At 68.6% G+C, this 24,394-nt stretch carries 26 protein-coding genes and 5 pseudogenes; 15 read left to right on the top strand and 16 right to left on the bottom strand.

Going from position 1 to position 24,394, the window contains the following annotated elements:
* Positions 1–4 precede the first annotated feature (4 nt).
* Together L1066_RS08670 and def are read left to right on the top strand one after the other, a co-directional pair.
* Entirely contained in the window at positions 5–871 is an 867-nt protein-coding gene (locus tag L1066_RS08670) for a hypothetical protein (protein WP_235735965.1), read from the top strand.
* 10 nt (positions 872–881) lie between these two features.
* Complete coding sequence (gene def / locus L1066_RS08665; protein WP_235735964.1) at positions 882–1,469, top strand: peptide deformylase; 588 nt, start codon at positions 882–884, stop codon at positions 1,467–1,469.
* A 29-nt stretch (positions 1,470–1,498) separates the two neighbouring features.
* On the opposite strand, the gene L1066_RS08660 is transcribed toward def, so the two are convergent.
* From L1066_RS08660 to cobT, 3 genes and pseudogenes are all read right to left on the bottom strand, one after another.
* On the bottom strand, positions 1,499–2,311 hold the full coding sequence (locus tag L1066_RS08660) for a TrmH family RNA methyltransferase (protein WP_235735963.1): 813 nt from the start codon (positions 2,309–2,311) through the stop codon (positions 1,499–1,501).
* The gene (gene cobA, locus L1066_RS08655; RefSeq protein WP_235735962.1) at positions 2,311–3,525 is read right to left on the bottom strand and encodes a uroporphyrinogen-III C-methyltransferase; all 1,215 of its coding nucleotides are present in this window, start codon (positions 3,523–3,525) and stop codon (positions 2,311–2,313) included. The genes L1066_RS08660 and cobA overlap by 1 nt, the downstream gene beginning before the upstream one ends.
* A pseudogene (gene cobT / locus L1066_RS08650) lies at positions 3,522–4,570 on the bottom strand (nicotinate-nucleotide--dimethylbenzimidazole phosphoribosyltransferase). Before cobT ends, cobA begins: the two are co-directional and overlap by 4 nt.
* Before the next feature lie 97 nt (positions 4,571–4,667).
* On the opposite strand from cobT, the gene L1066_RS08645 reads away from it, so the two are divergent.
* Entirely contained in the window at positions 4,668–5,189 is a 522-nt protein-coding gene (locus tag L1066_RS08645; RefSeq protein ID WP_235735961.1) for a YbhB/YbcL family Raf kinase inhibitor-like protein, read from the top strand.
* Between the two features lie 40 nt (positions 5,190–5,229).
* Here L1066_RS08645 and L1066_RS08640 read toward each other — a convergent pair whose 3' ends face one another.
* The 3 genes and pseudogenes from L1066_RS08640 to L1066_RS29130 form a co-directional block, all read right to left on the bottom strand.
* On the bottom strand, positions 5,230–5,835 hold the full coding sequence (locus tag L1066_RS08640; protein WP_235735960.1) for an FMN reductase: 606 nt from the start codon (positions 5,833–5,835) through the stop codon (positions 5,230–5,232).
* A gap of 27 nt (positions 5,836–5,862) precedes the next feature.
* Positions 5,863–6,573, bottom strand: coding sequence for an LLM class flavin-dependent oxidoreductase (locus L1066_RS29135; protein ID WP_446499898.1), 711 nt, complete (start codon positions 6,571–6,573; stop codon positions 5,863–5,865).
* 44 nt (positions 6,574–6,617) lie between these two features.
* Positions 6,618–7,001, bottom strand: a pseudogene (locus tag L1066_RS29130) (LLM class flavin-dependent oxidoreductase); the annotation flags it as partial.
* A 121-nt stretch (positions 7,002–7,122) separates the two neighbouring features.
* On the opposite strand from L1066_RS29130, the gene L1066_RS08630 reads away from it, so the two are divergent.
* On the top strand, positions 7,123–7,467 hold the full coding sequence (locus L1066_RS08630; RefSeq protein WP_235735959.1) for an ankyrin repeat domain-containing protein: 345 nt from the start codon (positions 7,123–7,125) through the stop codon (positions 7,465–7,467).
* Positions 7,468–7,590: 123 nt separating this feature from the next.
* On the opposite strand, the gene L1066_RS08625 is transcribed toward L1066_RS08630, so the two are convergent.
* On the bottom strand, positions 7,591–9,096 hold the full coding sequence (locus L1066_RS08625; RefSeq protein ID WP_235735958.1) for a catalase: 1,506 nt from the start codon (positions 9,094–9,096) through the stop codon (positions 7,591–7,593).
* A gap of 122 nt (positions 9,097–9,218) precedes the next feature.
* Between L1066_RS08625 and L1066_RS08620 the strand changes: the two genes are divergently transcribed.
* The 3 genes from L1066_RS08620 to L1066_RS08610 all read left to right on the top strand — a co-directional run bounded on the left by L1066_RS08620 (position 9,219) and on the right by L1066_RS08610 (position 11,210).
* Entirely contained in the window at positions 9,219–10,223 is a 1,005-nt protein-coding gene (locus L1066_RS08620) for an alpha/beta hydrolase (RefSeq protein ID WP_312007358.1), read from the top strand.
* Positions 10,224–10,233: 10 nt separating this feature from the next.
* The gene (locus L1066_RS08615; protein WP_235735956.1) at positions 10,234–10,584 is read left to right on the top strand and encodes a hypothetical protein; all 351 of its coding nucleotides are present in this window, start codon (positions 10,234–10,236) and stop codon (positions 10,582–10,584) included.
* Positions 10,585–10,709: 125 nt separating this feature from the next.
* A complete protein-coding gene (locus tag L1066_RS08610; protein ID WP_235735955.1) occupies positions 10,710–11,210 on the top strand; it encodes an RDD family protein in 501 nt (166 codons plus the stop codon).
* A gap of 23 nt (positions 11,211–11,233) precedes the next feature.
* Here the strand turns inward: L1066_RS08610 and L1066_RS08605 are convergent, their stop codons facing one another.
* From L1066_RS08605 to L1066_RS08590, 4 genes and pseudogenes are all read right to left on the bottom strand, one after another.
* The gene (locus tag L1066_RS08605) at positions 11,234–11,995 is read right to left on the bottom strand and encodes a sulfite exporter TauE/SafE family protein (protein WP_235735954.1); all 762 of its coding nucleotides are present in this window, start codon (positions 11,993–11,995) and stop codon (positions 11,234–11,236) included.
* Positions 11,992–13,122 carry an SPFH domain-containing protein gene (locus tag L1066_RS08600; protein ID WP_235735953.1) on the bottom strand — a complete coding sequence of 377 codons (1,131 nt, stop codon included), beginning with the start codon at positions 13,120–13,122 and terminating at the stop codon, positions 11,992–11,994. The genes L1066_RS08605 and L1066_RS08600 overlap by 4 nt, the downstream gene beginning before the upstream one ends.
* A 77-nt stretch (positions 13,123–13,199) precedes the next feature.
* Positions 13,200–13,679: an NfeD family protein gene (locus tag L1066_RS08595; protein WP_235735952.1), complete on the bottom strand. Its 480-nt coding sequence runs from the start codon at positions 13,677–13,679 to the stop codon at positions 13,200–13,202.
* 9 nt (positions 13,680–13,688) lie between these two features.
* A pseudogene (locus L1066_RS08590) lies at positions 13,689–14,482 on the bottom strand (ABC transporter ATP-binding protein).
* Between the two features lie 37 nt (positions 14,483–14,519).
* Between L1066_RS08590 and L1066_RS08585 the strand changes: the two are divergent.
* From L1066_RS08585 to serB, 3 genes are read left to right on the top strand one after another with little or no spacing between them, the layout of a single operon-like run.
* Positions 14,520–14,882 (top strand): Rv1486c family protein, encoded by a 363-nt coding sequence (locus tag L1066_RS08585; RefSeq protein ID WP_235735951.1) that lies wholly within the window; start codon positions 14,520–14,522, stop codon positions 14,880–14,882.
* Positions 14,882–15,262, top strand: a complete 381-nt coding sequence (locus L1066_RS08580; protein WP_235735950.1) for an Rv1486c family protein — start codon at positions 14,882–14,884, stop codon at positions 15,260–15,262. The genes L1066_RS08585 and L1066_RS08580 overlap by 1 nt, the downstream gene beginning before the upstream one ends.
* 28 nt (positions 15,263–15,290) lie before the next feature.
* The gene (gene serB / locus L1066_RS08575) at positions 15,291–16,511 is read left to right on the top strand and encodes a phosphoserine phosphatase SerB (RefSeq protein ID WP_235735949.1); all 1,221 of its coding nucleotides are present in this window, start codon (positions 15,291–15,293) and stop codon (positions 16,509–16,511) included.
* A 4-nt stretch (positions 16,512–16,515) separates the two neighbouring features.
* Here the strand turns inward: serB and L1066_RS08570 are convergent, their stop codons facing one another.
* The 4 genes and pseudogenes from L1066_RS08570 to L1066_RS08555 all read right to left on the bottom strand — a co-directional run bounded on the left by L1066_RS08570 (position 16,516) and on the right by L1066_RS08555 (position 18,898).
* On the bottom strand, positions 16,516–17,049 hold the full coding sequence (locus tag L1066_RS08570; protein WP_235735948.1) for a SixA phosphatase family protein: 534 nt from the start codon (positions 17,047–17,049) through the stop codon (positions 16,516–16,518).
* Positions 17,050–17,079: 30 nt separating this feature from the next.
* Positions 17,080–17,849, bottom strand: a pseudogene (gene fabI / locus L1066_RS08565) (enoyl-ACP reductase FabI).
* A gap of 30 nt (positions 17,850–17,879) precedes the next feature.
* Positions 17,880–18,584: a beta-ketoacyl-ACP reductase gene (locus L1066_RS08560; protein WP_235735947.1), complete on the bottom strand. Its 705-nt coding sequence runs from the start codon at positions 18,582–18,584 to the stop codon at positions 17,880–17,882.
* 101 nt (positions 18,585–18,685) lie between these two features.
* Positions 18,686–18,898: a dodecin gene (locus tag L1066_RS08555; protein WP_235735946.1), complete on the bottom strand. Its 213-nt coding sequence runs from the start codon at positions 18,896–18,898 to the stop codon at positions 18,686–18,688.
* A gap of 96 nt (positions 18,899–18,994) precedes the next feature.
* Between L1066_RS08555 and L1066_RS08550 the strand changes: the two genes are divergently transcribed.
* The 5 genes and pseudogenes from L1066_RS08550 (at position 18,995) to L1066_RS08530 (ending at position 22,750) form a co-directional block, all read left to right on the top strand.
* The gene (locus L1066_RS08550) at positions 18,995–19,294 is read left to right on the top strand and encodes a DUF3099 domain-containing protein (protein ID WP_235735945.1); all 300 of its coding nucleotides are present in this window, start codon (positions 18,995–18,997) and stop codon (positions 19,292–19,294) included.
* A 151-nt stretch (positions 19,295–19,445) separates the two neighbouring features.
* Positions 19,446–19,667 (top strand): acetone carboxylase, encoded by a 222-nt coding sequence (locus L1066_RS08545; RefSeq protein WP_235735944.1) that lies wholly within the window; start codon positions 19,446–19,448, stop codon positions 19,665–19,667.
* Positions 19,668–19,969: 302 nt separating this feature from the next.
* Positions 19,970–20,227, top strand: a pseudogene (locus L1066_RS08540) (hypothetical protein); the annotation flags it as partial.
* Positions 20,224–21,093 (top strand): IS3 family transposase, encoded by an 870-nt coding sequence (locus L1066_RS08535; protein WP_235736072.1) that lies wholly within the window; start codon positions 20,224–20,226, stop codon positions 21,091–21,093. The pseudogene L1066_RS08540 and the gene L1066_RS08535, both read left to right, overlap by 4 nt.
* Positions 21,094–21,247: 154 nt before the next feature.
* Positions 21,248–22,750, top strand: coding sequence for an HNH endonuclease signature motif containing protein (locus L1066_RS08530; RefSeq protein WP_235735942.1), 1,503 nt, complete (start codon positions 21,248–21,250; stop codon positions 22,748–22,750).
* Between the two features lie 644 nt (positions 22,751–23,394).
* On the opposite strand, the gene meaB is transcribed toward L1066_RS08530, so the two are convergent.
* Positions 23,395–24,393, bottom strand: a complete 999-nt coding sequence (meaB, locus tag L1066_RS08525) for a methylmalonyl Co-A mutase-associated GTPase MeaB (protein ID WP_235735941.1) — start codon at positions 24,391–24,393, stop codon at positions 23,395–23,397.
* Position 24,394: the final 1 nt, after the last annotated feature.

Below are 24,394 nucleotides of genomic sequence, written 5' to 3'. Positions count from 1 at the left end.
ACCGATGACGGACGAACGAGGTGTGATGGCGAAGAAGAAACCGCTGGATGCAGTGCATCGGCTGTGGGGACAGGTGTCCGAGGGCGGCCTCGGAGAGCTCGTGCAGCGCTTCAAGCCGGCGTCGCGGGCCGACTTCCTCGCTGAGCTCCATCGGCTGGGAAGTGCGGCAACGCTCGGCACCGCGCGGGGACTCCGCCTCGCCTGGACCCACGTCGGCGTCGGCTGGCACGACACCGTGAACGCGGTGGCCAATCCGAGCACCCTTCCCGAGGTCGTCGAGCGGCACAGTCGCCAACGGGTCAACCCGATCGCCCCCTGGGTCACCTCCGCGACAGCCGGCACGGGATCCGCGCTGGTGGTCGCTGGAGACAACGCAGCGTGGGTGGAGACCCTCGGCGTGGCGGGCGTCATCGGGGTCGTCGGCGCAGTCGCTGCCGTGGCTTGGCGGCCACGGGTTCGCCGCAGCGATCGTCGCTACCGGGTGACCGGCACCGATGCACTCACCGCGCGGGCCGACGTACTCGCGGCGGACATGGCGCGAGCAACCATGGATCCGGAGGCGCTGGCGGCAACCGACCGTCTGTTGCTCGAGATACACGGTGGGGCCCGGAACCTCGAACGGCTCGAGGCAGAAGGCCTGCGGGTCGGCCTGCTCCAGGACGACCGGAGCGTTGCACACGAACCGCGCAACCCTGCTGAGCAGGAGCTCTCCGGAGAGCTGCTCCAGGTCCGAGCCGAGTTGCTCCATGACGTGATCGACCTCCAGATGCTGGCCCAGCGGCACGGTGCTCGGTCCCGCGTCGAGGACCGGGAGACCTACCGCGAGGTGAGCGACCACCTGGGCGCTGCTGACCCCGGCGACCTCTCGTAGGGTTTCGCCCATGGAGCCAGCACCTCACGCCCCCTACGGCCCACTTCCCGAAGGTGGCACCGTCCGCCCGATGACACGCTGGGGCACGCCGGTCATGCATGCACCCCAGCAACTGGTCACCGAGTTCGACGACTCGTTGCGGACCCTCGTCGCCGACATGGTCGCCACGATGTATGCCGCCGACGGAGTCGGTCTCGCCGCCTGCCAGATCGGTGTCGACCTCGCTGTCTTCGTCTTCGACTGTCCCGATGCGAGCGGCCAGAACGTGGTCGGTGTGGTCTGCAATCCGAAGCTGACGCTTCCCGAAGGCACCGACCGCCGTCTCGACACGGCCGAGGAAGGGTGCCTGTCGTTCCCCGGCGCCTTCATCGACTGCTCCCGTCCCGACTGGGCGAGCGTGACCGGCCAAGGGCTGGACGGCGAGGAGGTCGCCTTCGCCGGTGACGGACTCCTGGCCCGCTGCCTCCAGCACGAGACCGACCACACCTTCGGCACCGTCTTCGGCGACCGGCTCGCCACGAAGGCTCGCAAGAAGCTCCAGAAGATCCACGACAAGGCCGCCGACGAGTTCCCGGCCGACTGGCCGACCGACAGCTGAGCGCTCCTCAACGCTCGCTGGTGCCGGCCTCAGCCCTTGAGCGCGCGACTGGTGAGATAGCAGGCGACGGCGGTCGCGGCGGCCACGTTGAGTGAGTCGATGCCCTCACGCATCGGGATGATCGCGCGCCGGTCGGCCGCGTCCTGCCACCGCTGGGAGAGGCCCGGGCCCTCCGACCCGAGGACGAGGGCAACGCGATCGGGTCCGGCCACCGCTTCCTCGATGGGAGTGGAATCGGGCGCCAGGGTGAGGGCCACGGTCGTGAAGCCGCGGGCCGAAAGGTCCGGGAGGGCGTCGTACCACTCCTCGAGGCGGGTCCACGGGGTGCTGAACACGGCGCCCATCCCGACCTTGACCGCGCGACGGTAGAACGGGTCGGCGCAACGCGGGGACAACAGCACGGCGTCGAAGCCCATCGCCGCGCCACTGCGGAAGATCGCGCCCACGTTGGTGTGGTCGACCACGTCCTCGAGCACGAGTACGGCGCGCGCGCCGTCGAGCACCTCGTCCACCGTGGGGAGCGGCCGGCGTTGCATCGAGGCCAGGGCACCGCGGTGCACGTGGAAGCCGGTGACCTCCTCGGCGAGCTTCTCGGACACGACGAAGCAGGGGGCGTCGCTCGGCCCCAGCACGTCATCGAGCCCCTCCAGCCAGCGCTCGGCCAACAGGAAGGAGCGCGGGGCGAACCCTGCCTCCAGCGCTCGCCTGACGACCTTGTCGCCCTCGGCGATGAAGAGCCCGTGCTCGGCCTCCAGGCTCTTGCGCAGCTGCACGTCGCGCAGATCCCTGTAGTCCGCCAGCCGCACGTCGGCCGGGTCGGTGACCGGCACGAACCGCGCCATCAGCGCTCTCCGAACCGCTCGGGGTGGGCGACGGCGACCACGTCGCCGATCACGATGATCGCCGGAGGACGAACGCCTTCCGCGGTCATGTCGTCCTGCAACGTTGCGAGGGTCGAGAGCACCTTCGTCTCCCCGGGCATCGTGCCGTCCTGGATCACCGCGACGGGCGTGTCCGCACTCCTGCCCCCGGCCATCAGTGCAGCGGCGATGGCTGGGGCGTTGTCGACTCCCATGAGCAGCACGATGGTGCCGCGCAGTCGGGCCAACGCATCCCACTCGACGAGGGACTCGGGGTGCCCGGGCGGCAGGTGGCCGGAGACGACGGTGAACTCGTGCGTGACGCCGCGGTGGGTCACCGGGATCCCAGCGCGTGCGGGCACCGCGATGGAGGACGAGAGACCGGGGATCACGGTCACCGGCACGCCGGCCGCCCGACACGCGATGACCTCTTCGAAACCGCGCCCGTAGACGAAGTTGTCGCCGCCCTTGAAACGGACCACGCGCTTGCCCGCGAGGGCACGCTCGACGATCACCTCGTTGATGAACTCCTGTGCGGCCGAGCGCCCCCGGGGCAGCTTGGCGACATCGATCAGCTCGACCTCGGGCGAGAGCTCGTCGAGCAGCTCGCGGGGAGCGAGCCGGTCGGCCACCACGACGTCGGCGGAAGCCAGGGCATGACGCGCGGCGATCGTCACGAGCTCGGGGTCGCCCGGTCCGCCGCCGACCAGCACGACACCTGGAGCGCGGTCGAGCTCGACATCGAGCTCGCCCTCACGCAGGAGGTGGAGGATCTGGTCGCGTTGGCCCGCCGAGCGGCGGGGCTCTCGGTTGCCCACGACCGCGACGGTCGTGGTGCCGTGACGTCCCACCGCAGGCGTCCAGGCACTGGCCTTGGTTGCGTCGTCGCTGCGCACACAGAAGATCCGGCGCTCCTCCGCAGCGATGGAGACGGCCTCGTTGGTGGCAGTGTCGTCGGTGGCTGCGATCACGTACCAGGCCTCGTCCAGGTCGGCCGGCTCGAAGCCACGCAGCACGAGCGTGATCTCGTCGACCATCCCCTCGATCGCCGGGGTGACCTCCGGGGAGACGACATGCACGCGAGCGCCGGCCGCGATGAGTGCCGGCACCCGTCGCTGCGCGACGTTGCCACCGCCGACGACGACGACCTTGCGCCCCGTGAGCAGCAGGCCGGCGGGATAGATCTGGTCGGTCATGCCTCGATCCCCGCACTCTCGAACGTGGCCATCTCGGCCAGGATGGCGGCGGCGGCGCGGACGAGCGGCACCGCGAGGACCGCTCCACTCCCTCACCGAGTCGCAGGTCGAGGTCGACCAGCGGCCGGAGGCCGAGGTGCGCAAGAGCCGAGCTGTGCGCCGGTTCGGCGCTGCGGTGACCGGCCAGGCAGTGGTCCACTGCCTCAGGCTTGACGGCGTGGACGACCAGTGCCGCAGAGCCGGCGATCACGCCGTCGAGCAGCACCGGGATCCGGCGGGCGGCGGCGCCGAGGATGAAACCGACGAGACCCGCGTGTTCCAGACCGCCGACGGCGGCCAGGACGTCGACCGGGTCCGCATCGGGTGCGAGACGCGCCACGGCGTCCGCGACGATCCGGGCCTTGTGCTGCAGCATCTCGTCATCGATACCGGTGCCGCGGCCGGTGATCTCGTCGGCGTCCCGGCCGGTGAAGTGGGCCACCAGGCAGGCCGACGCAGTGGTGTTGCCGATGCCCATGTCGCCCGTGATCAGCAACTGGTGCCCGGCATCGACGAGCTCGCCGGCGATGCGGATGCCGGTGCCGATCGCGGTGAGTGCCTCCTCCCGCGACATGGCCGCCCCCAGGGCAAGGTCCGCCGTACCGGGGCGCACCTTGCGCGCCCGCACCACGGCATCCTCCTTGACGTCGTCGACCATGCCGATGTCGATGACGACCACCTCGGCACCCACTTGGCGGCCGAGTACGTTGACGGCGGCACCACCGGCTCGGAAGTTCTCGACCATCGAGGTGGTCACCGACTGGGGCCACGGGGTCACTCCGCTGGCCACCACACCGTGGTCGGCGGCGAAGACTCCGACTGCGACCCGCTCGGGGATCTCGGGCGGGCACTGACCGGTGATCCCGGCCAACCTGACCGAGGTCTCCTCCAGGACGCCCAGCGACCCGGCCGGCTTGGTCAGCAGCGCCTGGCGGGCGGTCGCCGCGTCGGCTGCGGACTGGTCGAGACCGCGGATCGAGGCGAGTGTCTGGTCGAGGAGGTCCACAGGAGTCGTCACTGGGCCATTCTCCCCGAAGCGCCGCCAGCACTTCCGCAACCCTCCAGCCCTCGGAACGGTGGGCTGGACCCACTACGTTGGCGCCATGAGCATCGAACGCCCCGTCAGCCCGAATCCCTACGACCTGCTCCCGGCCGTGCCCGCCTTCACCGTCACCAGCGATGACCTCACCGATGGCCAGCCGTTGAAGGACGACCAGGTGGCCGCCCTGGGCAACACGTCTCCCCAGCTGAGCTGGGAAGGAGCCCCGGAGGGCACGAAGTCCTACGTCGTCACCTGCTTCGACCCGGACGCGCCGACGCCCAGCGGCTTCTGGCACTGGGTGCTCGTCGACCTGCCCGCCGACGTCACGTCACTCGATGCCGGTGCGGCAGCCGACACCCTTCCGGGCAAGGCCTTCCACGTGCGCAACGACGGCGGCGACCACGGCTTCATGGGGGCTGCTCCACCGCAGGGCGACCAAGTGCACCGCTACTACTTCGTGGTGCACGCCGTCGGCGAGGAGGCGCTGGGCGTGGACGCCGACGCCTCCCCGGCCGTGGTCTCGTTCAACCTGGCCTTCAAGACCCTCGGCCGCGCGATCGTCCACGGCACCTACCAGCACTGACCCGCGAGGTCGCACCACGCGTTCCCCGAGGTCGGGGCGGTCAGGCGCCGCGGAGCAATTCGTCGAAGGGCACCGGATCCGCGAACTCGTCGCGGGGAGCGGAACGACGCGTGGTGCCGAGCAAGTGGTCGGCGAGCTCCTTGCCGGCCCGAGCCACCCGCTGGGCGAGTTCGCCGCCGGCAGTCGATCCGAAGTCCTCGCTGGCGGCGAACACACCGGTGGGGAGCACCACAGCACGCAGGTAGGCGAACAACGGGCGCACGGCATGGTCGAGCACCAGGGAGTGCCGTGCTGTCCCCGCGGTGGCCGCGATCTGGACCGGAACTCCCGCGAGCAGGTCCTTGTCGAGCACGTCGAAGAACGTCTTGAACAGGCCGCTGTAGGACGCCGTGAACACCGGGGTCACCGCGATCAGCGCATCGGCACCGGCAACCGTGTCGATGGCCTCGGCGAGGTCGCCGGAGGGGAACCCGGTGGTGAGGTTGTCGGCCAGCGCATGGGCCAGCGGCCGAAGCTCGATGACCTCGAGCTCGACCCGCTCACCGGCCAGGTCGAGCTCACGGACGGCTGCCTCCGCCAACTGGTCGGCAAGGAGTCGGGTGGACGACGGCGCGCTGAGGCCGGCGGAGATGGCGACGATCTTCATGGAGCTGCTCCTCTCTCTGTGTCGCGGTCAGACCGCGGCCGGCGACTTGCCGGTGACGTCGTCCGACGGCGCGTGGACCGTGCTGTCCTTCGGGCCGCCCGCTGCCGCGACGCGCGAGGCGTGGGTCGGCGCGTCGGGGACGTGAGCCGGCTTCAGTGCCGCGAACTCCTTGCGGAGCACCGGGAACACCTCCTCGCCCAACAGGTCGAGTTGCTCGAGGACCGTCTTCAGCGGCAGGCCGGCGTGGTCCATGAGGAACAGCTGCCGCTGGTAGTCACCGACATAGTCACGGAACGACAGGGTCCGCTCGATCACCTGCTGCGGCGATCCGACGGTCAGCGGCGTGGCCTGGGTGAAGTCCTCCAACGACGGGCCGTGACCGTAGACGGGGGCCTTGTCGAAGTAGGGCCGGAACTCACGGATCGCGTCCTGGCTGTTCTTCCGCATGAAGACCTGCCCTCCCAGACCGACGATCGCCTGATCGGCGCTGCCGTGCCCGTAGTGCTCGAAGCGGCGGCGATAGAGCTCGACCATCCGCTGCGTGTGGCCCGCCGGCCAGAAGATGTGGTTGTGGAAGAAGCCGTCGCCGTAGTAGGCGGCCTGCTCGGCGATCTCGGGACTGCGGATCGAGCCGTGCCAGACGAACGGCGCGACACCGTCGAGCGGCCGCGGCGTGGCCGTGAAGCCCTGCAGCGGAGTGCGGTACTTCCCTCCCAGTTCACGACGTCCTCGTCCCACAGGCGCCGCAGCAGCGCGTAGTTCTCGACGGCCAGTGCAATGCCGTCGCGGATGTCCTTGCCGAACCACGGATAGACGGGCCCGGTGTTGCCGCGGCCCAGCGTCAGGTCGACGCGACCATCGGCCAGGTGCTGCAGCTGCGCGTAGTCCTCCGCGATCCGGACCGGGTCGGTGGTCGTGATCAGGGTCGTCGACGTCGACAGGATCAGCTTCTCGGTCTGCGCGGCGACGAAGGCCATGGTGGTGGTCGGTGAGGATGCGGCGAAGGGCGGGTTGTGGTGCTGCCCGAACGCCACGACGTCCATGCCGACCTCTTCGGCCTTCTTGGCGATCTCGACCGTCGCCTTGATCCGCTCGTGCTCGGAGGGTGTCCGTCCGGTGGTGGGGTCGGTGGTGACGTCGCCGACGGTGAAGATTCCGAGCTGCATCGCGGATCACTCCTTGTAGTTGAAATCGAAACTACTGTGCCAACGCGGTGGCTCAGGAAATCATTCCCGCGCGGCCTACCATGCCCTTCATGAGCTCGCTCCCCCTGATCAGCTCGCGCGAGTGGTCGCCCTCGCCCTGGAGCTCGCACGCACCGGCAACACCAGCGAACTCGTGGAGTTCCTCGACCACCGTCTCCCGGTCGACACCCAGGGGGACGACGGGCAGTCACTGCTGATGCTGGCGGCCTACCACGGCCATATGGCAACGGTGCGAGCCCTGATCGAGCGGGGCGCGGACCTCGACCTGCTCAATGCACGCGACCAGTCACCGCTTGCCGGCGCCCTCTTCAAGGGTGAGGACGAGGTGGCGAGGGCGCTGATCGAGGCAGGAGCCAGCCTCGACACCGGTACGCCCACCGCGCGGGAGGCGGCGCGGATGTTCGGCCGCGCCCATCTGCTGCTCTGATCCGGCAGCGGGCGGACTCGGCCTGCGGGGCCGCTACGGGCTCGACCACCGAGGAGGCCCGACACCTTCTCCCTGCGAAGAGGAGGTGCCGGGCCCGTTGACGCTGTCGTGCGGGTCAGAGCGTCACGCGGGAGTGTTGTCCGGGTTCGGGTCGGTGTCGCTGAGCGCGCCGGCCTGCAGCGCCTCGATCGCCTTGCGGACACCCTCGCCGTAGGCCGGATCAGCCTTGGTGCAGTGTTCGACGTGCTTGTCGATCGACGTCTGCGAAGCGCCGTCGATGGCCCGTGCCGTGTTCTCGAAGAGCACCTGCTGCTGCTCGGCGCTCATCAACCGGAAGAGGTCACCCGGCTGCTCGAAGTAGTTGTCGTCGTCCTCGCGGTAGTTGAAGCGGTCGGCGACGGCCCCGACAGCCTGCGCGGGATCGGCGTACTCGGGCTGCTCGGCCCAACGCCCGAAGTTGTTGGGCTCGATACCGGGCACGCCGCCCTGGTTGCCGTCGACACGCATCGTGCCGTCGCGGTGATAGGTGTTGAGCCCGGGAGCAGCCTTGGGGAAGTTGACCGGGATCTGGTGGTGGTTCACCCCGAGGCGGTAGCGCGCCGCGTCACCGTAGGAGAAGAGACGTCCCTGCAGCATCCGGTCGGGCGAGAAGCTGATGCCCGGGATCAGGTTGGCCGGCGTGAAGGCGGCCTGCTCGACGTCGGCGAAGTAGTTCTCCGGGTTGCGGTTGAGCTCGAACTCGCCGACCTCGATGAGCGGGTAGTCCTTCTTCGACCAGACCTTGGTGAGGTCGAAGGGATGGAAGCGATAGTTCTCCGCGTCGGCCTCCGGCATCACCTGGATGAAGAACTTCCACTTCGGGAAGTCGCCACGCTCGATGGCCTCGTAGAGGTCACGCTGGCTGGACTCGCGGTCGTCGCCCACGAGCTTGGCGGCTTCCTCGTCGGTGAGGTTCTCGATGCCCTGCTGGGTGCGGAAGTGGAACTTGACCCAGTTGCGCTCACCCGCAGCGTTGATCATGGAGTAGGTGTGCGAGCCGAATCCGTGCATGTGGCGGTAACCCTTCGGGATGCCACGGTCCGACATCACGATGGTGACCTGGTGGAGCGCCTCGGGAAGCCCGGTCCAGAAGCCCCAGTTGTTCTCGGCGTCGCGCAGGTTGGTGCGCGGGTCACGCTTGACCGCGCGGTTGAGGTCGGGGAACTTCAGCGGGTCACGGAAGAAGAAGACCGGGGTGTTGTTGCCGACGACGTCCCAGTTGCCCTCCTCGGTGTAGAAGCGCAGTGCGAAGCCGCGGATGTCGCGTTCGGCGTCGGCCGCGCCGCGCTCACCGGCCACGGTGGAGAACCTGGCGAACATCTCGGCCTCGTTGCCCACCTGGCTGAACAGCTTCGCCCGGGTGTACTGCGAGATGTCGTGGGTGACCTTGAACGTGCCGTAGGCACCGGACCCCTTCGCATGCATCCGACGCTCGGGGATCACCTCGCGGTCGAAGTGTGCGAGCTTCTCCAGGAACCACAGGTCCTGCAGCAGCATCGGCCCGCGCGGCCCAGCGGTGAGGCTGTCCTGGTTGTTGGTGACCGGCGCACCGGCCGCCGTCGTCAACGGCAACGTGTTGTCCTGCGTCATGACTCTCCTCGTCATTGAGGTGGGCCCTTCCATCACAAGAGCCCGGATCGACCCGACGTCATCGGGATGCGGCACTCCCATTCAATCCGTTTTCTTGAATGATTCAAGCAAGGGCGCCCTAAGTGTCCTCACCAAGGCATCCTTGCCACAATCTGGTCCATGACAGCTGCGCAGCCGGGCGACGACATCCTGGGGGCTCCCTACACCCGCCTCACCTTCGCCCTGCCCGACGACGACGAGGGACCCGTGACCGCGACCCTGGTGACGCGGCCGGCCGATCCCGGTACGACGCCACGCGGGAACGTCCTCCACGTGCACGGCTTCGCCGACTACTTCTTCCAGACCGTCCATGCCGAGTGGTGGACAGCGCGCGGCTGGGACTTCCACGCCCTCGACCTGCGCAAGTACGGCCGCTCGTTGCTCCCCACCAGACCGCCAACTACGTTGCCGATCTCTCCGAGTACTTCGCGGAGCTCGACTGGGCCTGGGCCCGGCTCGGTGCAGACGGCCGGCCCGTCGTCCTCTCCGCCCACTCGACCGGCGGCCTCACCGTGCCGCTGTGGCTCCGCTCCCGTGGGCACCGGCCGGCAGCCATGGTGCTGAACTCCCCGTGGTTCGACCTGAAGGGGCCGTGGCTGCTCCGCACCGTCGGCACCCAGGTCGTCGATCAGGTGGGACGACGCGCGCCGAAGCGCCCGATCCCCCGCAACGTGAGCGGCCTCTATGCCCGAAGCCTCCACCGCGACCACGACGGCGAGTTCGACTTCAGTCTCGACTGGAAGCCGCTCGAGTCCTGGCCCGTCCATGCCGGTTGGCTGCGCGCCATCCGTCGCGGCCACGCGGAGCTGCACCGGGGCCTCCGGCTCCCCACCCCCACCCTCGTGCTCTCCAGCACCCGCTCCGGGAATCCGACCGACATGAGCGACGAGGTCCACACGACCGACATCGTCCTCGACGTCGAACAGATCCGGCGCTGGGCCCCGGCCATCGGCACCCACGTCACCAGCATCGCGATCCCCGATGCCCGTCACGACGTGTGGCTGTCGCGCGAACCCGCGCGCAAGCAGGCCTTCGCCGAGCTCGACACGTGGGTGTCGGCGTACGTCGACACGCGCAGCGACCAGTAACCTGCCTCACATGAATCCCGTCACCGGACTCGCCCTCGCCCGCATCGGACTGGGTGCTCTCGCCCTCATCGCGCCCGGACTCGCCACGCGTGTCTTCGGACTCGATACGTCACAGGGCCAGCTGACCTACATGAACCGGATGTTCGCCTCCCGCGAGATCGCGCTCGGCGCCGCGACCCTGGCAGCTCCCGCCGACCTGCGTCGCCAGGTCGTCCTCGCCGGTGTCGCCGTCGATGCGGCAGACGCCGCGGCCGGGGCACTTGCCGGGCGCGCGGGTGTCGTCACGAAGCGCACCGGCCTCATGCTCGCCCTTCCGGCCCTCGCTGCTGTCGCGACGGGCATCATCGGCTCGCGCCGCTGAGCAATTCGCGCCGTCCCGTCATCCCTTCGGAGGAATCCGGCTCCGGATGGCCCGGGACCGTTGTGGTCGCCCGCCCCGATCGATAGTTTGCGCGAGCAGCCACGACCACCAGGAGGACCTCACCCATGACCGGACCGTTTCCCCAGCAACCGGCATCGCAACCCGGACGGGCCCGATCGGGCCACCTGATCGAGCGATTCGTCGCCCGGCTCCTGGACGGACTGATCGTCGGGATTCCGATGGGCGTGGTGCTGGGAGCGGTTCTGGGGGTCCTGGGCCTGGCCGACGAGACGATCGGTGCCGTGGTTGTCCCAGCCGTCGTCGGCGTCGCGCTCCTCGCCTACTACGTGCACTTCGAGAGCACGACCGGGCAGACCATCGGCAAGAAGGTCATGAGCCTGCGGACGACCAGCTCCTCGGGAGGGGTCCCCGACCAGCAGCAGGCGATCAAGCGCAACGTCTGGATCGCACTCAGCATCTTCTCCGGCATCCCTGTGCTCGGCATCCTCACCGGCCTCGGGTCCCTCGCCGTGGTCGTCGCCATTGCGGTGACGATCGGCGGCAACGCGCTCGGGCGCGGCCTGCACGACGAGTTCGCGGGCACGACCGTCGTCCGCGACGCCTGAGGGCCTGGGCACACAGCCGCGGGTCAGAGCAGGAAGGCGGCCACGGCGATCGCCCCCACCGCCACGATGAACCACCTCAGCACGGTGGGCGGCAGCCGACGACCGTACGCCGCACCCAGCTGTCCCCCGGCAATCGCGCCGCAGGCAATGATCACCACCACGAGCCAGTCCACGTCGGCGACGACGGCGAAGACGATGCCGGAGACCCCATTGGCAACCGCCACGAGGACGTTCTTCGCCCCGTTGAGGCGTTGCAGGGTCTCGTCGATGCCGATCCCGAGCACGGCCATCAGCAGCACTCCCTGCGCAGCACCGAAATAACCGCCGTACACGCCGGTCGCTGCGACCAGGGGCCAGACCCACCATGCACCGTTCACCGGCAACCCGCCGCTGGCCTCGTGACGTCGAGCGATCCAGCTCGAGATTCGTGGGCCGGCGATGACCAGGACGCATCCCAGCACGATCAGGACGGGGACGATCGCCTCGAAGGCGCCCGGAGGGAGCTTCAGGAGCAGGCCCGCGCCGACGAGGGCTCCCAGCGCACTGGCCGAACAGAGGCGGAGCACCCGGGAGCGCTGTCCGGCCAGCTCTCGACGGTAGCCGACGGCACCGCTCAGCGAACCCGGCACGAGGCCGATCGTGTTGGACACGTTGGCCGTCACCGGCGGCACCCCGAACGCCAGCAGGGTCGGGAACGTGATCAACGTTCCCGACCCCACCACGGTGTTGATGGTGCCGGCCGCACACCCTGCGAGCAGGATCGCGACGGCTTCGAACAGGCTCAAGCCTGTGGGGTCTCCGGCTCACCCGGCACGGGCGGTGCAGCGGGTGAAGCCGGCTCGGGACTCACCGGGGGCGGCGACATCGAAGCCCCCTGCGCTTCACGGATGGCCTGCTGAACGGCGTCGTGCGTACGGCTCAGCGTCGAGTCGTCAGCAGACGGGGTCGGCGGGATCGGCTCCGTGTCGCCCATGTCGACCCGGACCCGCGGACTGGCGTCCTGCGGGATGCCCTGAAGGTTGGTCATCGTGGACCCGAGTCCCTCGAGGGCCTTGCCGATCTCCGACGGGACGATCCACACCTTGTTGGCGTCACCCTCGGCGATCTTGGGCATCATCTGGAGGTACTGGTAGGCGAGCAGCGACTGGTCAGGCTGGCCGTCGTGGATGGCCTGGAAGACCGTCTGGATGGCCTGGCCCTCACCCTGGGCGCGCAGGATCTGCGACTCCCGGTCAGCCTGGGCGCGCAGGATCTGCGACTCCCGGTCACCTTCGGCATTGAGGATCGCCGACTGCTTGGCGCCCTCGGCGGTGAGGATCGCCGACTGACGCTGCCCCTCGGCCGTGAGGATGGCGGCCCGCTTGTCGCGGTCCGCACGCATCTGCTTCTCCATCGAGTCCTTGATGGACGGCGGCGGATCGATGCCCTTGAGCTCCACGCGGTTCACGCGGATGCCCCACTTGCCGGTCGCCTCGTCGAGCACACCGCGCAGGCGGCTGTTGATGGCGTCGCGGCTGGTGAGGGTCTCCTCCAGGTCCATGCCACCGACGATGTTGCGGAGCGTGGTCATGGTGAGCTGCTCGACTGCCTGGATGTAGTTGGCGATCTCGTAGGTCGCCGCCACCGGGTTCGTCACCTGGAAGTAGATGACGGTGTCGATCGACACGACGAGGTTGTCCTCGGTGATCACCGGCTGGGGCGGGAAGGAGACGACCTGCTCACGCAGGTCGATCACGTAGCGCACCCGGTCGACGAACGGCACCAACACGTTGAGGCCGGCAGGCAACGATGCCTTGTACTTCCCGAAACGTTCGACGATGCCGGCGCGCGACTGCGGGATGATCCGCACCGTCTTTGAGAGCACCACCACCACGAACAGCAGCAGTACTGCAAGCAAGATCAAGACAACCATGCAGCTTTCCTTTCCAGTACGGTCGCGGCACTCCTACCCACAACCAGGGGCTCCTCACCCGATGCGGGCCAAGAGTTTCACTCGATCTGTGGGAGCGGGTGGACGATCGCGGTGGCACCGCGGATCTCGAGCACGTCGACGATCTGCCCCGGCTCGATCACGATGGTCTCGTCGTAGGGCTGGGCGCTCCACTCCTCGCCGGCGAGTTTCACCAGGCCGGGGTGCAGAGCACTGATGGATGACAACGCGGTCGCCTGACGACCAACCAGGCGGTCGTGGCCGATCTGCAGGTCGGGGCCACTGTGCAGTCGCTTGCGGATGCCCGGCCGGAGCAGGGCCAGCGCAGCAAGTGACGTGACCGCGGCCAGGACCACCTGCAACCAGAGCGGCCCACCGAGCAGGGCGACCACCATGCCGATGCCAGCTCCTGCTGCAAGCATGATCAACACGAGGTCGAGGCTGAACAGCTCTCCGATGGTGAGCAGACCGCCGATGCCCAACCAGCTGGCCCAGGCATTGTCGCCCAACCACTCCGCGAAATCCTTGAGCCAGTCCATGACTCAAGCCTAGTGCCTACGGGTACGCCGACGGGCGGCAAAGCGCTCGTCGGACCTGGTGACGCTCAGCGGCATGTTGAACGTCCTGCTCAACATCCGCTCGGTGATGACCTCGTCGACGGGCCCTGCCGCAACCACTCCGCCCTCACGCAGGAGCATGGCGTGGGTGAAACCGGGGGAATCTCCTCGACGTGGTGCGAGACCAGCACGATGGCCGGCGACCCCGCGTCGGTGGCGAGGAGTTCCAGGGTGGCGACGAGATCCTCCCGCCCACCGAGGTCGAGCCCGGCAGCGGGTTCGTCCAGGAGCAGCAGCTCGGGGTCCGACATGAGGGCTCGTGCGATCAGGACCCGCTTCCGTTCACCCTCGCTGAGCGTGCCGAACGTGCGGTCCCTGAGGTCGGCGACTCCCACCTCGCGGAGCAACTCCTCGGCGCGGTCGTGGTCGAGGTCGTCGAACTGCTCCTTCCACCGGCCGTAGGCCCCGTAGGAGGCGGTCACCACGACATCCGCGACCCGCTCACCACGGGGCAGCCGCTCGGCGACCGCAGCGCTCGTGACGCCGATCCGCGGGCGGAGCTCGAAGACGTCCACGGATCCCATGCGCTCACCAAGGATGCGGGCGACACCGGCCGTCGGGTGGAGCTGCGCCGAGGCGATCTGCATGAGGGTGGTCTTGCCGGCCCCGTTCGGCCCGAGGATGACCCAGCGCTCACCCTCCTCGACACGCCAGTTGACCCCCTGCAGCAGGGTGGACCTGCCACGACGCACTGTGATGTCGGAGAACTCCAGCACGGTCGTCATGTGTGCACCCTATCGACGCCGACATATCCTCCGCAGCGTGTCCCCTCATCCTCCTCTCGACTCGGCTCGCCTGGCGTGGTGGGTCACCGCGTGGCTGCACGGCGGAACCCGACCCGGCGAGGTGCTGGACGCCGTACGCGACGGCGATGCGGCCCACCACGTGCTCGGCGTTCCCGGCGAGGACGAGCCGGTCCCGCTGCTCCTCGCGCTGCCGGAGCTCCGTCGCGCCGGGGCGCGGTCGGCCGGCCTGGCGCTCCCGGTGCCCGGGCACCTTGCCGGGCTCGGAGGTCCGACGGAGTTCAACCGGGCTGCCCTCCACGCCGGCGAAGGGGTGATCCTCGACGGCGCGGGACTCGGCCTGGTCCCCCACCGCGCAGGCGCGGGGTCACCTGGTCCCTGATGCCGGCCCGCCAGCGGCAACTGGTCGATCTCGGGGAGGCCTCCCGGGCACTCCGAGGTGCCTTGACGACGACTGCGACCCGGCTCGCCGATCTCGACGTCGCCCAGTGGAACCCCGACGTCGCGGACGCCCTGATGAACATCCGCCACCGCACCGACTTCGCTCGCCCGGCGTCCGTGCCCCCGGAGGCGGCCGAGCTCGCCGCTCGTGCCCAGCAGGCGCTCGACGTCGTCGAGCTCGCGTTGGAGGGCGACGGTACGGCGGCAACGGCTGCTGAGATCTCGATGCGGCGAGAGGCGTTGACTGCGCTGGCCCGGACCGCACGCGACGCCTGGGTGGCTGCGGCCTCGCCCGAGGTCTGGCCTCCGGCGCACCGGTGACGGCACGGGCAGTAGGCTCAGGCCTGCCATGAGCGAGCCCGCAGACGCACCGAAGACCCTCCTGATCACCGTCACCGGCAAGGACCGGCCCGGGGTCACCTCCACCATCTTCCGCACCCTGGCCAAGGCCGGGGTCGAGGTGATCGACGTCGAGCAGATCGTGCTCCGGCGTCGGCTCGTCCTCGGGGTGCTGGTGAGCGCGCCACGGGATTGGAAGAAGCTGCGGGACCAGGTGATCGACGCGGCGGAGGCCATCGGCATGGCGGTCGAGGTCGAGCGTGGCACCGGCGACAACAGGACCCGTCGGGAGGGTCGCGCCCATGTGACCCTGATCGGTTCGCCGCTGAAGGCGAAGGCCGTCTCCGCCATGACGGGCCGCATTGCCGACGCAGGTGCCAACATCGACCGCATCATCCGCATGGCCCGCTATCCGGTGACCGCCATCGAGTTCCACGTCTCGGGCATGCCGCTCGAGAAGCTGCGCACGCTGCTCCTCAAGGAGGCCACCCGCCTCGGCATCGACGTCGCGGTGCAGCCAGCGAGCCTGCTCCGCCACAGCATGCGCCTCGTCGTCATGGACGTCGACTCCACGCTCATCCAGGGCGAGGTGATCGAGATGATCGCCGCCCATGCCGGATGTGAGGCCGAGGTCGCTCGCATCACCGAGGCCGCGATGCGTGGAGAACTCGACTTCGAGCAGTCGCTGCGCCAACGAGTCGCACTGCTCAAGGGCGTCCCCGCGAAGGCGCTCGACGAGGTCTACACCAACATCCAGCTCAATCCCGGTGCGCGCACCTTGGTACGTACGCTGCGCAGGTTGGGCTATCGCTTCGCTCTCGTCTCCGGCGGCTTCAACCAGATCACGGATCGAATCGCAGCGGATCTCGGCATCCACTACGCGCAGGCCAACCAGCTCGAGGTGGTCGACGGGTTGCTGACCGGAGAGGTCATCGGTGACGTCGTGGACCGCGCCGGGAAGGCTGCCGCGCTGAGGCGGTTCGCCGCCGACGTCGGGGTGCCAGAATCGGCCGTCATCGCCATCGGTGACGGAGCCAATGACCTCGACATGCTCAACGCCGCGGGGTTGGGGATCGCCTACAACGCAAAACCTGTCGTCCAGGCGGCGGCAGACACGGCGGTCAACGTGCCCTACCTCGACACGATCATGTATCTCCTCGGGATCAGCCGTGAGGAGATCGAGGCGGCTGACGCCGCCGCGGGGATCATCACCCCTGCTCCCCCGGTCTGACCCATCACGTAGCGGCGTGGCCCACTGCGTAATAGGTGAGCCGCGCCGTACCGAAGGAGAGGTCGGCCCACTCCTGCCTGACGGTGAAGACGGCACCTCCCGCCGTCGGGAACCCGAGGGCCATCTGCGCCGTCGCATCGGGGCGTCCCTCGCCGTCATCGAGGAGCAGGCCAAGGCTGCCGACCGTCGGGTTGTGTCCGACGACGAGCAGGGTCCGGGCCCCGGGGTCTGCTTCCTTCACCAACTGGAGCAGGAAATCCTCGTCCGCCGTGTAGACGGCGCGACTGAACTCCGCGTCGGCCTGCCACTCGACGCCCGCGGCCCGCGCTCCGTCGCGAAGGAAGGACCACGTGCTTCGGGTTCGGGCCGCGTCCGAGACCAGCGCCACGTCGGGCCGGACGCCCTGGTGCGCGAGCGCCGTACCCAGGGCACGGGCGTCCGCCTCGCCACGGGCCGTGAGGGCCCGCGCATGGTCATCGGGTGCGAATGCCTCCGCCTTGGCATGCCGCACGATCACCAAGGTCCGCGTCGTCTCCACGAGCGAATCCTGTCAGATGGTTGGAGCAGGTCACGCACCCATGGCGTGGAAGCCGCCGTCGACGTGGATGATCTCACCCGAAGTCGCCGGGAAGAAGTCCGAGAGCAGCGCACACACGGCCTTGGCCGTCGGCTCCTGGTCGGTGTTGTCCCAGCCCAGGGGGCCCGGGTCGACCAGGTGTCCTCGAGCTCCTCGAAGCCCGGGATCGCCTTGGCGGCCAAGGTCCGCAGCGGGCCTGCCGAGACCAGGTTGACCCGGATGCCTTCGGGGCCGAGATCACGGGCCAGGTACCGGGAGGTCGACTCCAGCGCGGCCTTGGCAACGCCCATCCAGTCGTAGGCCGGCCATGCGATGGTGGCGTCGAACGTCATGCCGACGACGGAGCCGCCGTTGGTCATGAGCGGGCGGGCGGCGTCGGCGAGCGACTTGAGGGAGTACGCCGAGACGTGCACGGCCTGGGAGACGTCGTCCCAAGGGCCGGTCATGAACTTGCCCCCGAGCAGGGTCTCCGGGTTGCCGTAGGCGATCGAGTGGACGACGCCGTCCAGCCCGTCGACGTGCTCACGAACGAGCTCGGGCAGCCGGGCGAGGTGGTCCGCGTCGGTGACGTCCAGCTCGAGCACGGGCGGCTCCACGGGAAGCCGCTTGGCGATGCGCTTGGTGATGTTGAGCGCCCGACCGAAGTTGGAGATCAGCACGGTGGCGCCCTGCTCCTGCGCGACCTTGGCGGTGGCGAAGCCGATCGAGCTGTCCATGGTGACGCCGGCCACCAGGATGCGCTTGCCTTCGAGGATTCCCATGTCGTTTCCCTACGTCAGAATGTCTGGTGGTTAGTGGCCCATGCCGAGGCCGCCGTCGACCGGGATCACGGCCCCGGTGACATAGCGCGCTCCGTCGCCCGCGAGCCAGGTGACGGCCCCGGTGACATCCTCGACGGCGCCGAAGCGTCCCAACGGGATCTGACCCTGGTAGTCGGCCTTCTGCTGCTCCGGCAGTACGTCGGTCATGTCGGTCTCGATGAAACCAGGCGCCACGACGTTGGCCGTGATCGATCGGGAGCCGAGCTCGCGCGCCAAGGAGCGCGCCATGCCGACCAGACCGCTCTTGGAGGCCGCGTAGTTGACCTGCCCGGGCGAACCGAGGAGACCGACCACGGACGAGATGAAGATGATGCGCCCCCGGCGCAACCGGAGCATGCCCTTGGCAGCACGCCGGGCGACGCGGAAGGAGCCGGTGAGGTTGGTGGCGATGACCGAGTCCCAGTCATCGTCGCTCATGCGAAGGACGAGCGTGTCGCGCGTGATGCCCGCATTGGCCACCAGCACCTCGACAGGCCCGTGGGCCTCCTCGATCTGCTTGAAGGCGGCGTCGACCTGCTCTGCGACGGTGATGTCGCAGCGGATGTCGAGTGCACCGTCAGGTGCCCCACCGTTGCGGGTGGTGACGGCGACCTTGTCGCCCTGGGCCAGGAAGGCTTCCGCAAGCGCGCGGCCGATACCGCGGTTGCCGCCGGTGACGAGGACTGATCTGCTCACGTCAAAGGACGCTAGCGATTACCCTTCGGTAGGCATAAACACCCCGCGCGCCGCCTTGGTTGACCTGCATCACATCCGCAGGTCAACCAAGGGCGGGAAGTTCACTCGTCCTCGAGGCGGAAGCCGACCTTCAGCCCGACCTGGAAGTGCTCGACCTCGCCGTCCTTGACCTGGCCGCGGACCTCGGTGACCTCGAACCAGTCGATGTGACGAAGGGTCTGCGACGCGCGGGCCAGCCCGTTGCGGACCGCCTGTTCCATGCTCTCCGGCGACGTGCCGACGATCTCACTGATCCGGTAGGTGCGGTTGCTCATGTGTGTCTCCTCCTGGGGTCGAGACCACCCTAGATGAGTTGTTCCCAGCGGAAGTGCCGGGCGTGGGCGTGCGGCTGGCAGGCGTAGGATCGACACATGTCTGAACGGAGCTCGCGCCCGGGCACCGAACCGGTCCGGATCACCACGGCGGCACCCAGCCGCAGTGAGGAGATCAACCACCGTCAACGGCGCTACCTCTTCTCGATGCTGATCCGTACCGTGTGCTTCGTCGGTGCCGTCGCAGCGGACGGCTGGCTGCGCTGGGTCCTCATCGTCGGGGCGGTCTTCCTGCCCTACGTTGCCGTCGTGTTCGCGAACGCCATGCCCGGACCCCGCGAGAACGTGGCCCTGCCCGTCGCACCGCGGAACAATGAGCTGCCCGGATCCGCACGCTGACAGGCGGATCTCAGCCTTCGCATCACCTGACAAAACAGCACACAACGTCAACTTACGTGACACACTGACGAGCGAGACACGTGTGTCTCGGGCGGGGTCGGACGGTTTCCCCCGTAGCTGTCCGCCCCCGCCGCTTTGGAGGATCCGCCCAGTGTTCAACACCGATTCCGGCCCTTCGACACCCGTCTGCTCGTCCAAGGGCTGTCAGGCCCCGGCCGACTGGCAGGTGCTGTGGAACAACCCGAAGCTCCACACCCCCGAACGCCGAAAGGTCTGGCTCGCCTGCGAGGCCCACCGCACCACCCTCGGCGACTTCCTGTCGGCGCGCGGCTTCCTCAAGGACGTCGTCCCCTTCGAGACCGACGCAAACTAGCAACCCCCGCCCGAGCCCCGCCCGGTGGTCGAGCCTGTCGAGACCCCTCGCGCCGCCCAACCCCGGAGGTCGAGCCTGTCGAGACCACCTCGCCCCGCCCACCTCGTTGGTCGAGCCTGTCGAGACCACCCCGCCGCCCACCCGGAGGTCGAGCCTGTCGAGACCGGATCGTTGGTCGAGCCTGTACTCCGTTGGTCGAGCCTGTACTGACCTGTAATCGGTTTCCCGGACACCGAAGTTGAGGCGATGATCGTCTCGGAGAGGAGTCCGTTACGCCGGCACCCAAGGACCCGGAGTTCCGTCGTCGTGCAGTCGAGCTGGCCCGGTTGCGGGAGAAGCCGATTGCACAGATCGCGAGAGATCTGGGGATCGCTGAATCGGGTTTGCGTCGCTGGATGGCTCAGGCCGACGTCGACGAGGGCAAACGAGAGGGGCTCTCGAGTGATGAGCGGGCCGAACTGGTCCGCTTGCGTCGGGAGAACCGCACCCAGGCCATGGAGATCGAGATCTTGAAGCGGGCGAGTGCCTACTTCGCCCGGGAGAACGTGCTCGGAAAATAGGTTTCCGGCTCGTTCGTGAGCTTGCCGCCGAGGGGTTCCCTGTGGCGGTGACGTGCCGGGTCCTGGGTGTCTCGACGTCGGGCTACTACGAGTGGGCCAGACGTCCGCCGTCGAAGCGCGATGTCGAGGACGCCTACCTGCTCGACGTGATCATCGAGGTCCATGCCGCTGCCCGGGCCACCTACGGGGTGCGGCGGGTGCATGCCGAGCTGGTGCTGGGCCGCTCCCACCAGGTTGGTCGCCGTCGCATCGCCAAGCTGATGCGCTGCCACGGCCTGTCCGGTGTCCACCGCCGCCGCTGGCGCCACCAGCAGCGGTCTGAGGCGACGTGGCCCGACCACGTGCAACGTCAGTTCACCGCTGAGCATCCGGACCGGTTGTGGGTCACCGACATCACCCAGCACCGCACCAGTGAGGGCTGGGTCTACTGCGCCGCAGTCCTCGACGTGTACTCCCGCCGGGTCGTGGGCTGGTCGATCGCCGACCACCTGCGCACCGAACTGGTCGTGGACGCCCTCGAGATGGCCAGGCTGCGGCGCAAGCCGGTCGGTACGATCCTGCACTCGGACCGCGGCACCCAGTACACCTCTTGGCTCTTCGGCCACCGCTTGCGCGAGGCCGGTCTGCTGGGGTCGATGGGCAAGGTCGCCTGCGCCTACGACAACGCACTCATGGAGTCGTTCTGGGGATCGATGCAGATCGAACTGTTGGACCGCCGCTACTGGACCACACGAGCCGAGCTCGCGAACGCGATGTTCGAGTGGATCGAGGCCTTCTACAACCCCGTCCGACGCCACTCCGGACTCGGCTACAGGTCACCCGTCGAGTTCGAACGCCTTCACACCGCCGCCCAACCAGCGGCATGATCACCACACCAAAACCGTCCGGGAAACCGATTACAGGTCAGTACTCCGTTGGTCGAGCTTGTCGAGACCTCGTCCTGACGCCCCGGTGGTGGTTGTCCACAGGGTGAGTTCGTGATCGTCGGGTTGTGTCGGAGTCAAATGTTGGACTGGTTCCATGATCGAAATCGACGCCCGCCACCAGCCGTACGAGGTCTCTGACCTCGATGGCGGGACGCTGCTCGGCTTCATGGCTGAGAACCGCGTCGTTGAACTCAAGATGGTCCGCAGCAAGCTGCGGTTGGCTTACCAGTGGGCGATCATGCACCCACCGTCGCCGGAGCACCCGAAGGCCGTGGTGGGTGACGAGACCCTGTTTCCCACCGACTGTGAACAGGCGATCTCCGGGGACGGCACCCCCGATGTCGCGTTGTTCGCGGTCGAGGAACTCGCCGCCTCCGCCGGGATCTCGCGTGGTGCCGGGTTCGCGCTGGTCGCCGACGCCCTGGACCTGGTCCACCGGCTGCCGCAGCTGTGGGCGAAGGTCGAGGCCCTGGCGGTGCCGGGGTGGAACGCCCGCCGCGTCGCCCTCCTCACGAGGAAACTGTCGTACGCCGCTGCACGGTGGTTCGACGACCACCTCGCCGCGACCGGCCTCACCGGCTGGCCGACGATTGAGAAGTGGTTGGCGATGGCGATCGCGAAGTTCCACCCCGAGCTGATGAAGGACCCCAGCGCGGCGAAGGGGAAGGCCGATTGGGGTGTGTGGCTGCACCACCCCCACGCCGGACACGAAGAAGGAGCCGGCGGTATCGCCGGCACCTCCGAGCTGCAAGCCGTCGGTGACTCGCTGGACCTGACCCGGTTCATGGACTCGTCCTCAACGCCGAGGCCGAAGCCGATGCGGCGCCTCGGTGACACCGACACAGTGGACCAACGCCGTGCCAAAGCGATCGGACGGCTCACCGACGACACCGAACAACCCACCCTCACCTACACCGCAACGCCATCAGCGCCGGCGACAGCAGCAGCACCGACAGCACGGACGGCGCTGCGGCAGCGGGTGGCGAGCCGGTGCTGGGCGAGCCGGTGGATCGGGGTGAAGCCGGGTCGGTTGGTGACGACACCGGGCCCGTTCGGACGCCGGCGTGGGTTGCGGGTGATGGCCCACGTCAACCTTGCGGACCTGTTCGCGTTGGGCCTCGACCCCCACGAGTTGGGGTTGGACGGCGACGGGATCGCCTCCACCGACCGGTTGGGGCAGGTCCTCACCACCCAGCTACGGGACTGGATCACCCGTCACGGTTCGCTTGCGTCCGTCACCCCGGTGGTGGATTTGAACAGGACTGATGCGGTGGATCGTCATGATCCACCCGAATGGATGGACACCCTGGTCCGGTTGCGTGACCCGCATTGTGTGTATCCCAACTGTGAACGCTCCAGCTGGGACGCCGATCTGGACCACATCGACCCGTATCTTCCACTTGGTGAGGGTGGTCCGCCCGGGCAAACCCGGCCGGAGAATCTGGCGCCGTTGTGTCGGCGTCACCACCTCATGAAAACCCACGGCAGGTGGCGCTACCGCAGGACCAGGGACGGAACGTATATCTGGACCAGCCAGCACGGCAGGACCTGGCTGGTCACACCCCAAGGCACCCACGACACCAGCCAGCCCGGCTGAGCACCACCCATCAGAAGCAGCGCCTGCCAAACAAGCACCACCCGCCCACCCCGGGAGAACACACGCTCTCCCGGGGCACAGGCACGCCCACACACCGGAGGCAGGTCTCGACAGGCTCGACCAACGAGGTGGGGCGGCGGGGTGGTCTCGACAAGCTCGACCAGCGGGGATGCCGTGGGTTCGAGAACAGGATGCCGGTGGTCGAGCCTGTCGAGACCCCTCTGACCCGCGGGGAAAGGTCTCGACAAGCTCGACCAACGACGTACAGGTCGACCCAACAGGCGTACATGGTCTCGACAAGCTCGACCAACGGGGTACAGGCCGACCAACGGCGCACAGGGGCGGGGTGGGACGTCCGGGGTTGCCGACCGAGCGTCAAGGGGCTTGGCCGCGGCGGGCGCCCACCCAACGCAACCAACACGAAGAGCCGCGCGCACGACGCGCCGCCCCAGCGAGGGAGGTTGCCCCGGACGGCACGGCCCGGGGCAGGGTCTCGACACCCCGGACGGAAGGTCTCGACAAGCTCGACCAACGACGTACCGGGATCGACCAATGGGGTACGGCAGTGGTCTCGACAAGCTCGACCAACGACGTACAAGCTCGACCAACGGCGTACGGGCTCGATCAAACGGAGGGGCGGGGACTCAGCTGTCGTAGGCGGCGAGGATCAGGTCGGCCGCAGCCGGGGCGGTGAGCTCACCGGCGAGCACCTGGTCACGCACCTCGTCCCGGATCTCGCGCACCGCCGCTGAGCGACGGAGCCGATCGTTGAGCTCGTCACGCACGAGTGCCCAGGTGAATTCGAGTTGCTGACCGGCGCGCTTGTGGAGCAGGCCGTCGGCACCGAGGTGGTCGCGGTGGGAGATGATCCGCTCCCAGACCACGTCGATGTCGGTGTTGGTCAGCGCCGAGCAGGTCACGACGGGCGGCGCCCACTCGGTGCGGCTCCGCACCAGCCGCAGGGCTCCGGCAAGTTCGCGGGCAGCGACCCGGGCCTCCGCCGCGTGGTCCCCAGGTCCGCCCGACTCGTCGGCCTTGTTCACCGCAACGACGTCGGCGATCTCGAGGATGCCCTTCTTGATGCCCTGCAGCTGGTCACCGGTGCGGGCGATGGTGAGGAAGAGGAAGGTGTCGACCATCTGCGAGACGGTGATCTCGGATTGCCCGACACCGACGGTCTCGACGAGGACCACGTCGTAGCCGGCGGCCTCGAGCACCATCATCGCCTGCGTGGTCGCACGCGCCACGCCACCGAGGGTGCCGGCCGACGGCGACGGACGGATGTAGGCGTCGGGGTCGACCGACAACTTCATCATGCGGGTCTTGTCACCCAGCACGGAGCCACCGGTGCGCACCGACGACGGGTCGACGGCGAGCACGCCCACCTTGTGGCCGTGCTCGGTCAGGTGGGTGCCGAGCGCCTCGATGAAGGTCGACTTGCCCACGCCGGGAACACCGGAGATACCGACACGTACGGCGGGGGTCCCGGACGGCGGACCACCCAACTGGGCGAGCAGGTCACGAGCGGCGACGCGGTGCTTGGGAGCCGACGACTCCACCAAGGTGATGGCCCGAGAAATGGCGGCGCGACGCCCGTCCAGAATTCCCTGGACGAGCGCCGCTACGTCAACCTCACGTGCCACG

Origin of the sequence: Nocardioides alcanivorans (assembly GCF_021555175.1) — a bacterium.
Classification (GTDB): Bacteria; Actinomycetota; Actinomycetes; order Propionibacteriales; family Nocardioidaceae; genus Nocardioides; species Nocardioides alcanivorans.
This window is presented reverse-complemented; position numbering and strand designations above follow the sequence as displayed.

What these genes read in the sequence shown, in the direction of transcription:
- L1066_RS08670 (WP_235735965.1), top strand. Translation starts at nt 5, where the DNA reads ATGACGGACGAACGAGGTGTGATGGCGAAGAAGAAACCGCTGGATGCA.
- def (WP_235735964.1), top strand. Translation starts at nt 882, where the DNA reads ATGGAGCCAGCACCTCACGCCCCCTACGGCCCACTTCCCGAAGGTGGC.
- L1066_RS08660 (WP_235735963.1), bottom strand. Translation starts at nt 2,311, where the DNA reads ATGGCGCGGTTCGTGCCGGTCACCGACCCGGCCGACGTGCGGCTGGCG.
- cobA (WP_235735962.1), bottom strand. Translation starts at nt 3,525, where the DNA reads ATGACCGACCAGATCTATCCCGCCGGCCTGCTGCTCACGGGGCGCAAG.
- L1066_RS08645 (WP_235735961.1), top strand. Translation starts at nt 4,668, where the DNA reads ATGAGCATCGAACGCCCCGTCAGCCCGAATCCCTACGACCTGCTCCCG.
- L1066_RS08640 (WP_235735960.1), bottom strand. Translation starts at nt 5,835, where the DNA reads ATGAAGATCGTCGCCATCTCCGCCGGCCTCAGCGCGCCGTCGTCCACC.
- L1066_RS08625 (WP_235735958.1), bottom strand. Translation starts at nt 9,096, where the DNA reads ATGACGCAGGACAACACGTTGCCGTTGACGACGGCGGCCGGTGCGCCG.
- L1066_RS08615 (WP_235735956.1), top strand. Translation starts at nt 10,234, where the DNA reads ATGAATCCCGTCACCGGACTCGCCCTCGCCCGCATCGGACTGGGTGCT.
- L1066_RS08610 (WP_235735955.1), top strand. Translation starts at nt 10,710, where the DNA reads ATGACCGGACCGTTTCCCCAGCAACCGGCATCGCAACCCGGACGGGCC.
- L1066_RS08600 (WP_235735953.1), bottom strand. Translation starts at nt 13,122, where the DNA reads ATGGTTGTCTTGATCTTGCTTGCAGTACTGCTGCTGTTCGTGGTGGTG.
- L1066_RS08595 (WP_235735952.1), bottom strand. Translation starts at nt 13,679, where the DNA reads ATGGACTGGCTCAAGGATTTCGCGGAGTGGTTGGGCGACAATGCCTGG.
- L1066_RS08580 (WP_235735950.1), top strand. Translation starts at nt 14,882, where the DNA reads ATGCCGGCCCGCCAGCGGCAACTGGTCGATCTCGGGGAGGCCTCCCGG.
- serB (WP_235735949.1), top strand. Translation starts at nt 15,291, where the DNA reads ATGAGCGAGCCCGCAGACGCACCGAAGACCCTCCTGATCACCGTCACC.
- L1066_RS08555 (WP_235735946.1), bottom strand. Translation starts at nt 18,898, where the DNA reads ATGAGCAACCGCACCTACCGGATCAGTGAGATCGTCGGCACGTCGCCG.
- L1066_RS08550 (WP_235735945.1), top strand. Translation starts at nt 18,995, where the DNA reads ATGTCTGAACGGAGCTCGCGCCCGGGCACCGAACCGGTCCGGATCACC.
- L1066_RS08530 (WP_235735942.1), top strand. Translation starts at nt 21,248, where the DNA reads ATGATCGAAATCGACGCCCGCCACCAGCCGTACGAGGTCTCTGACCTC.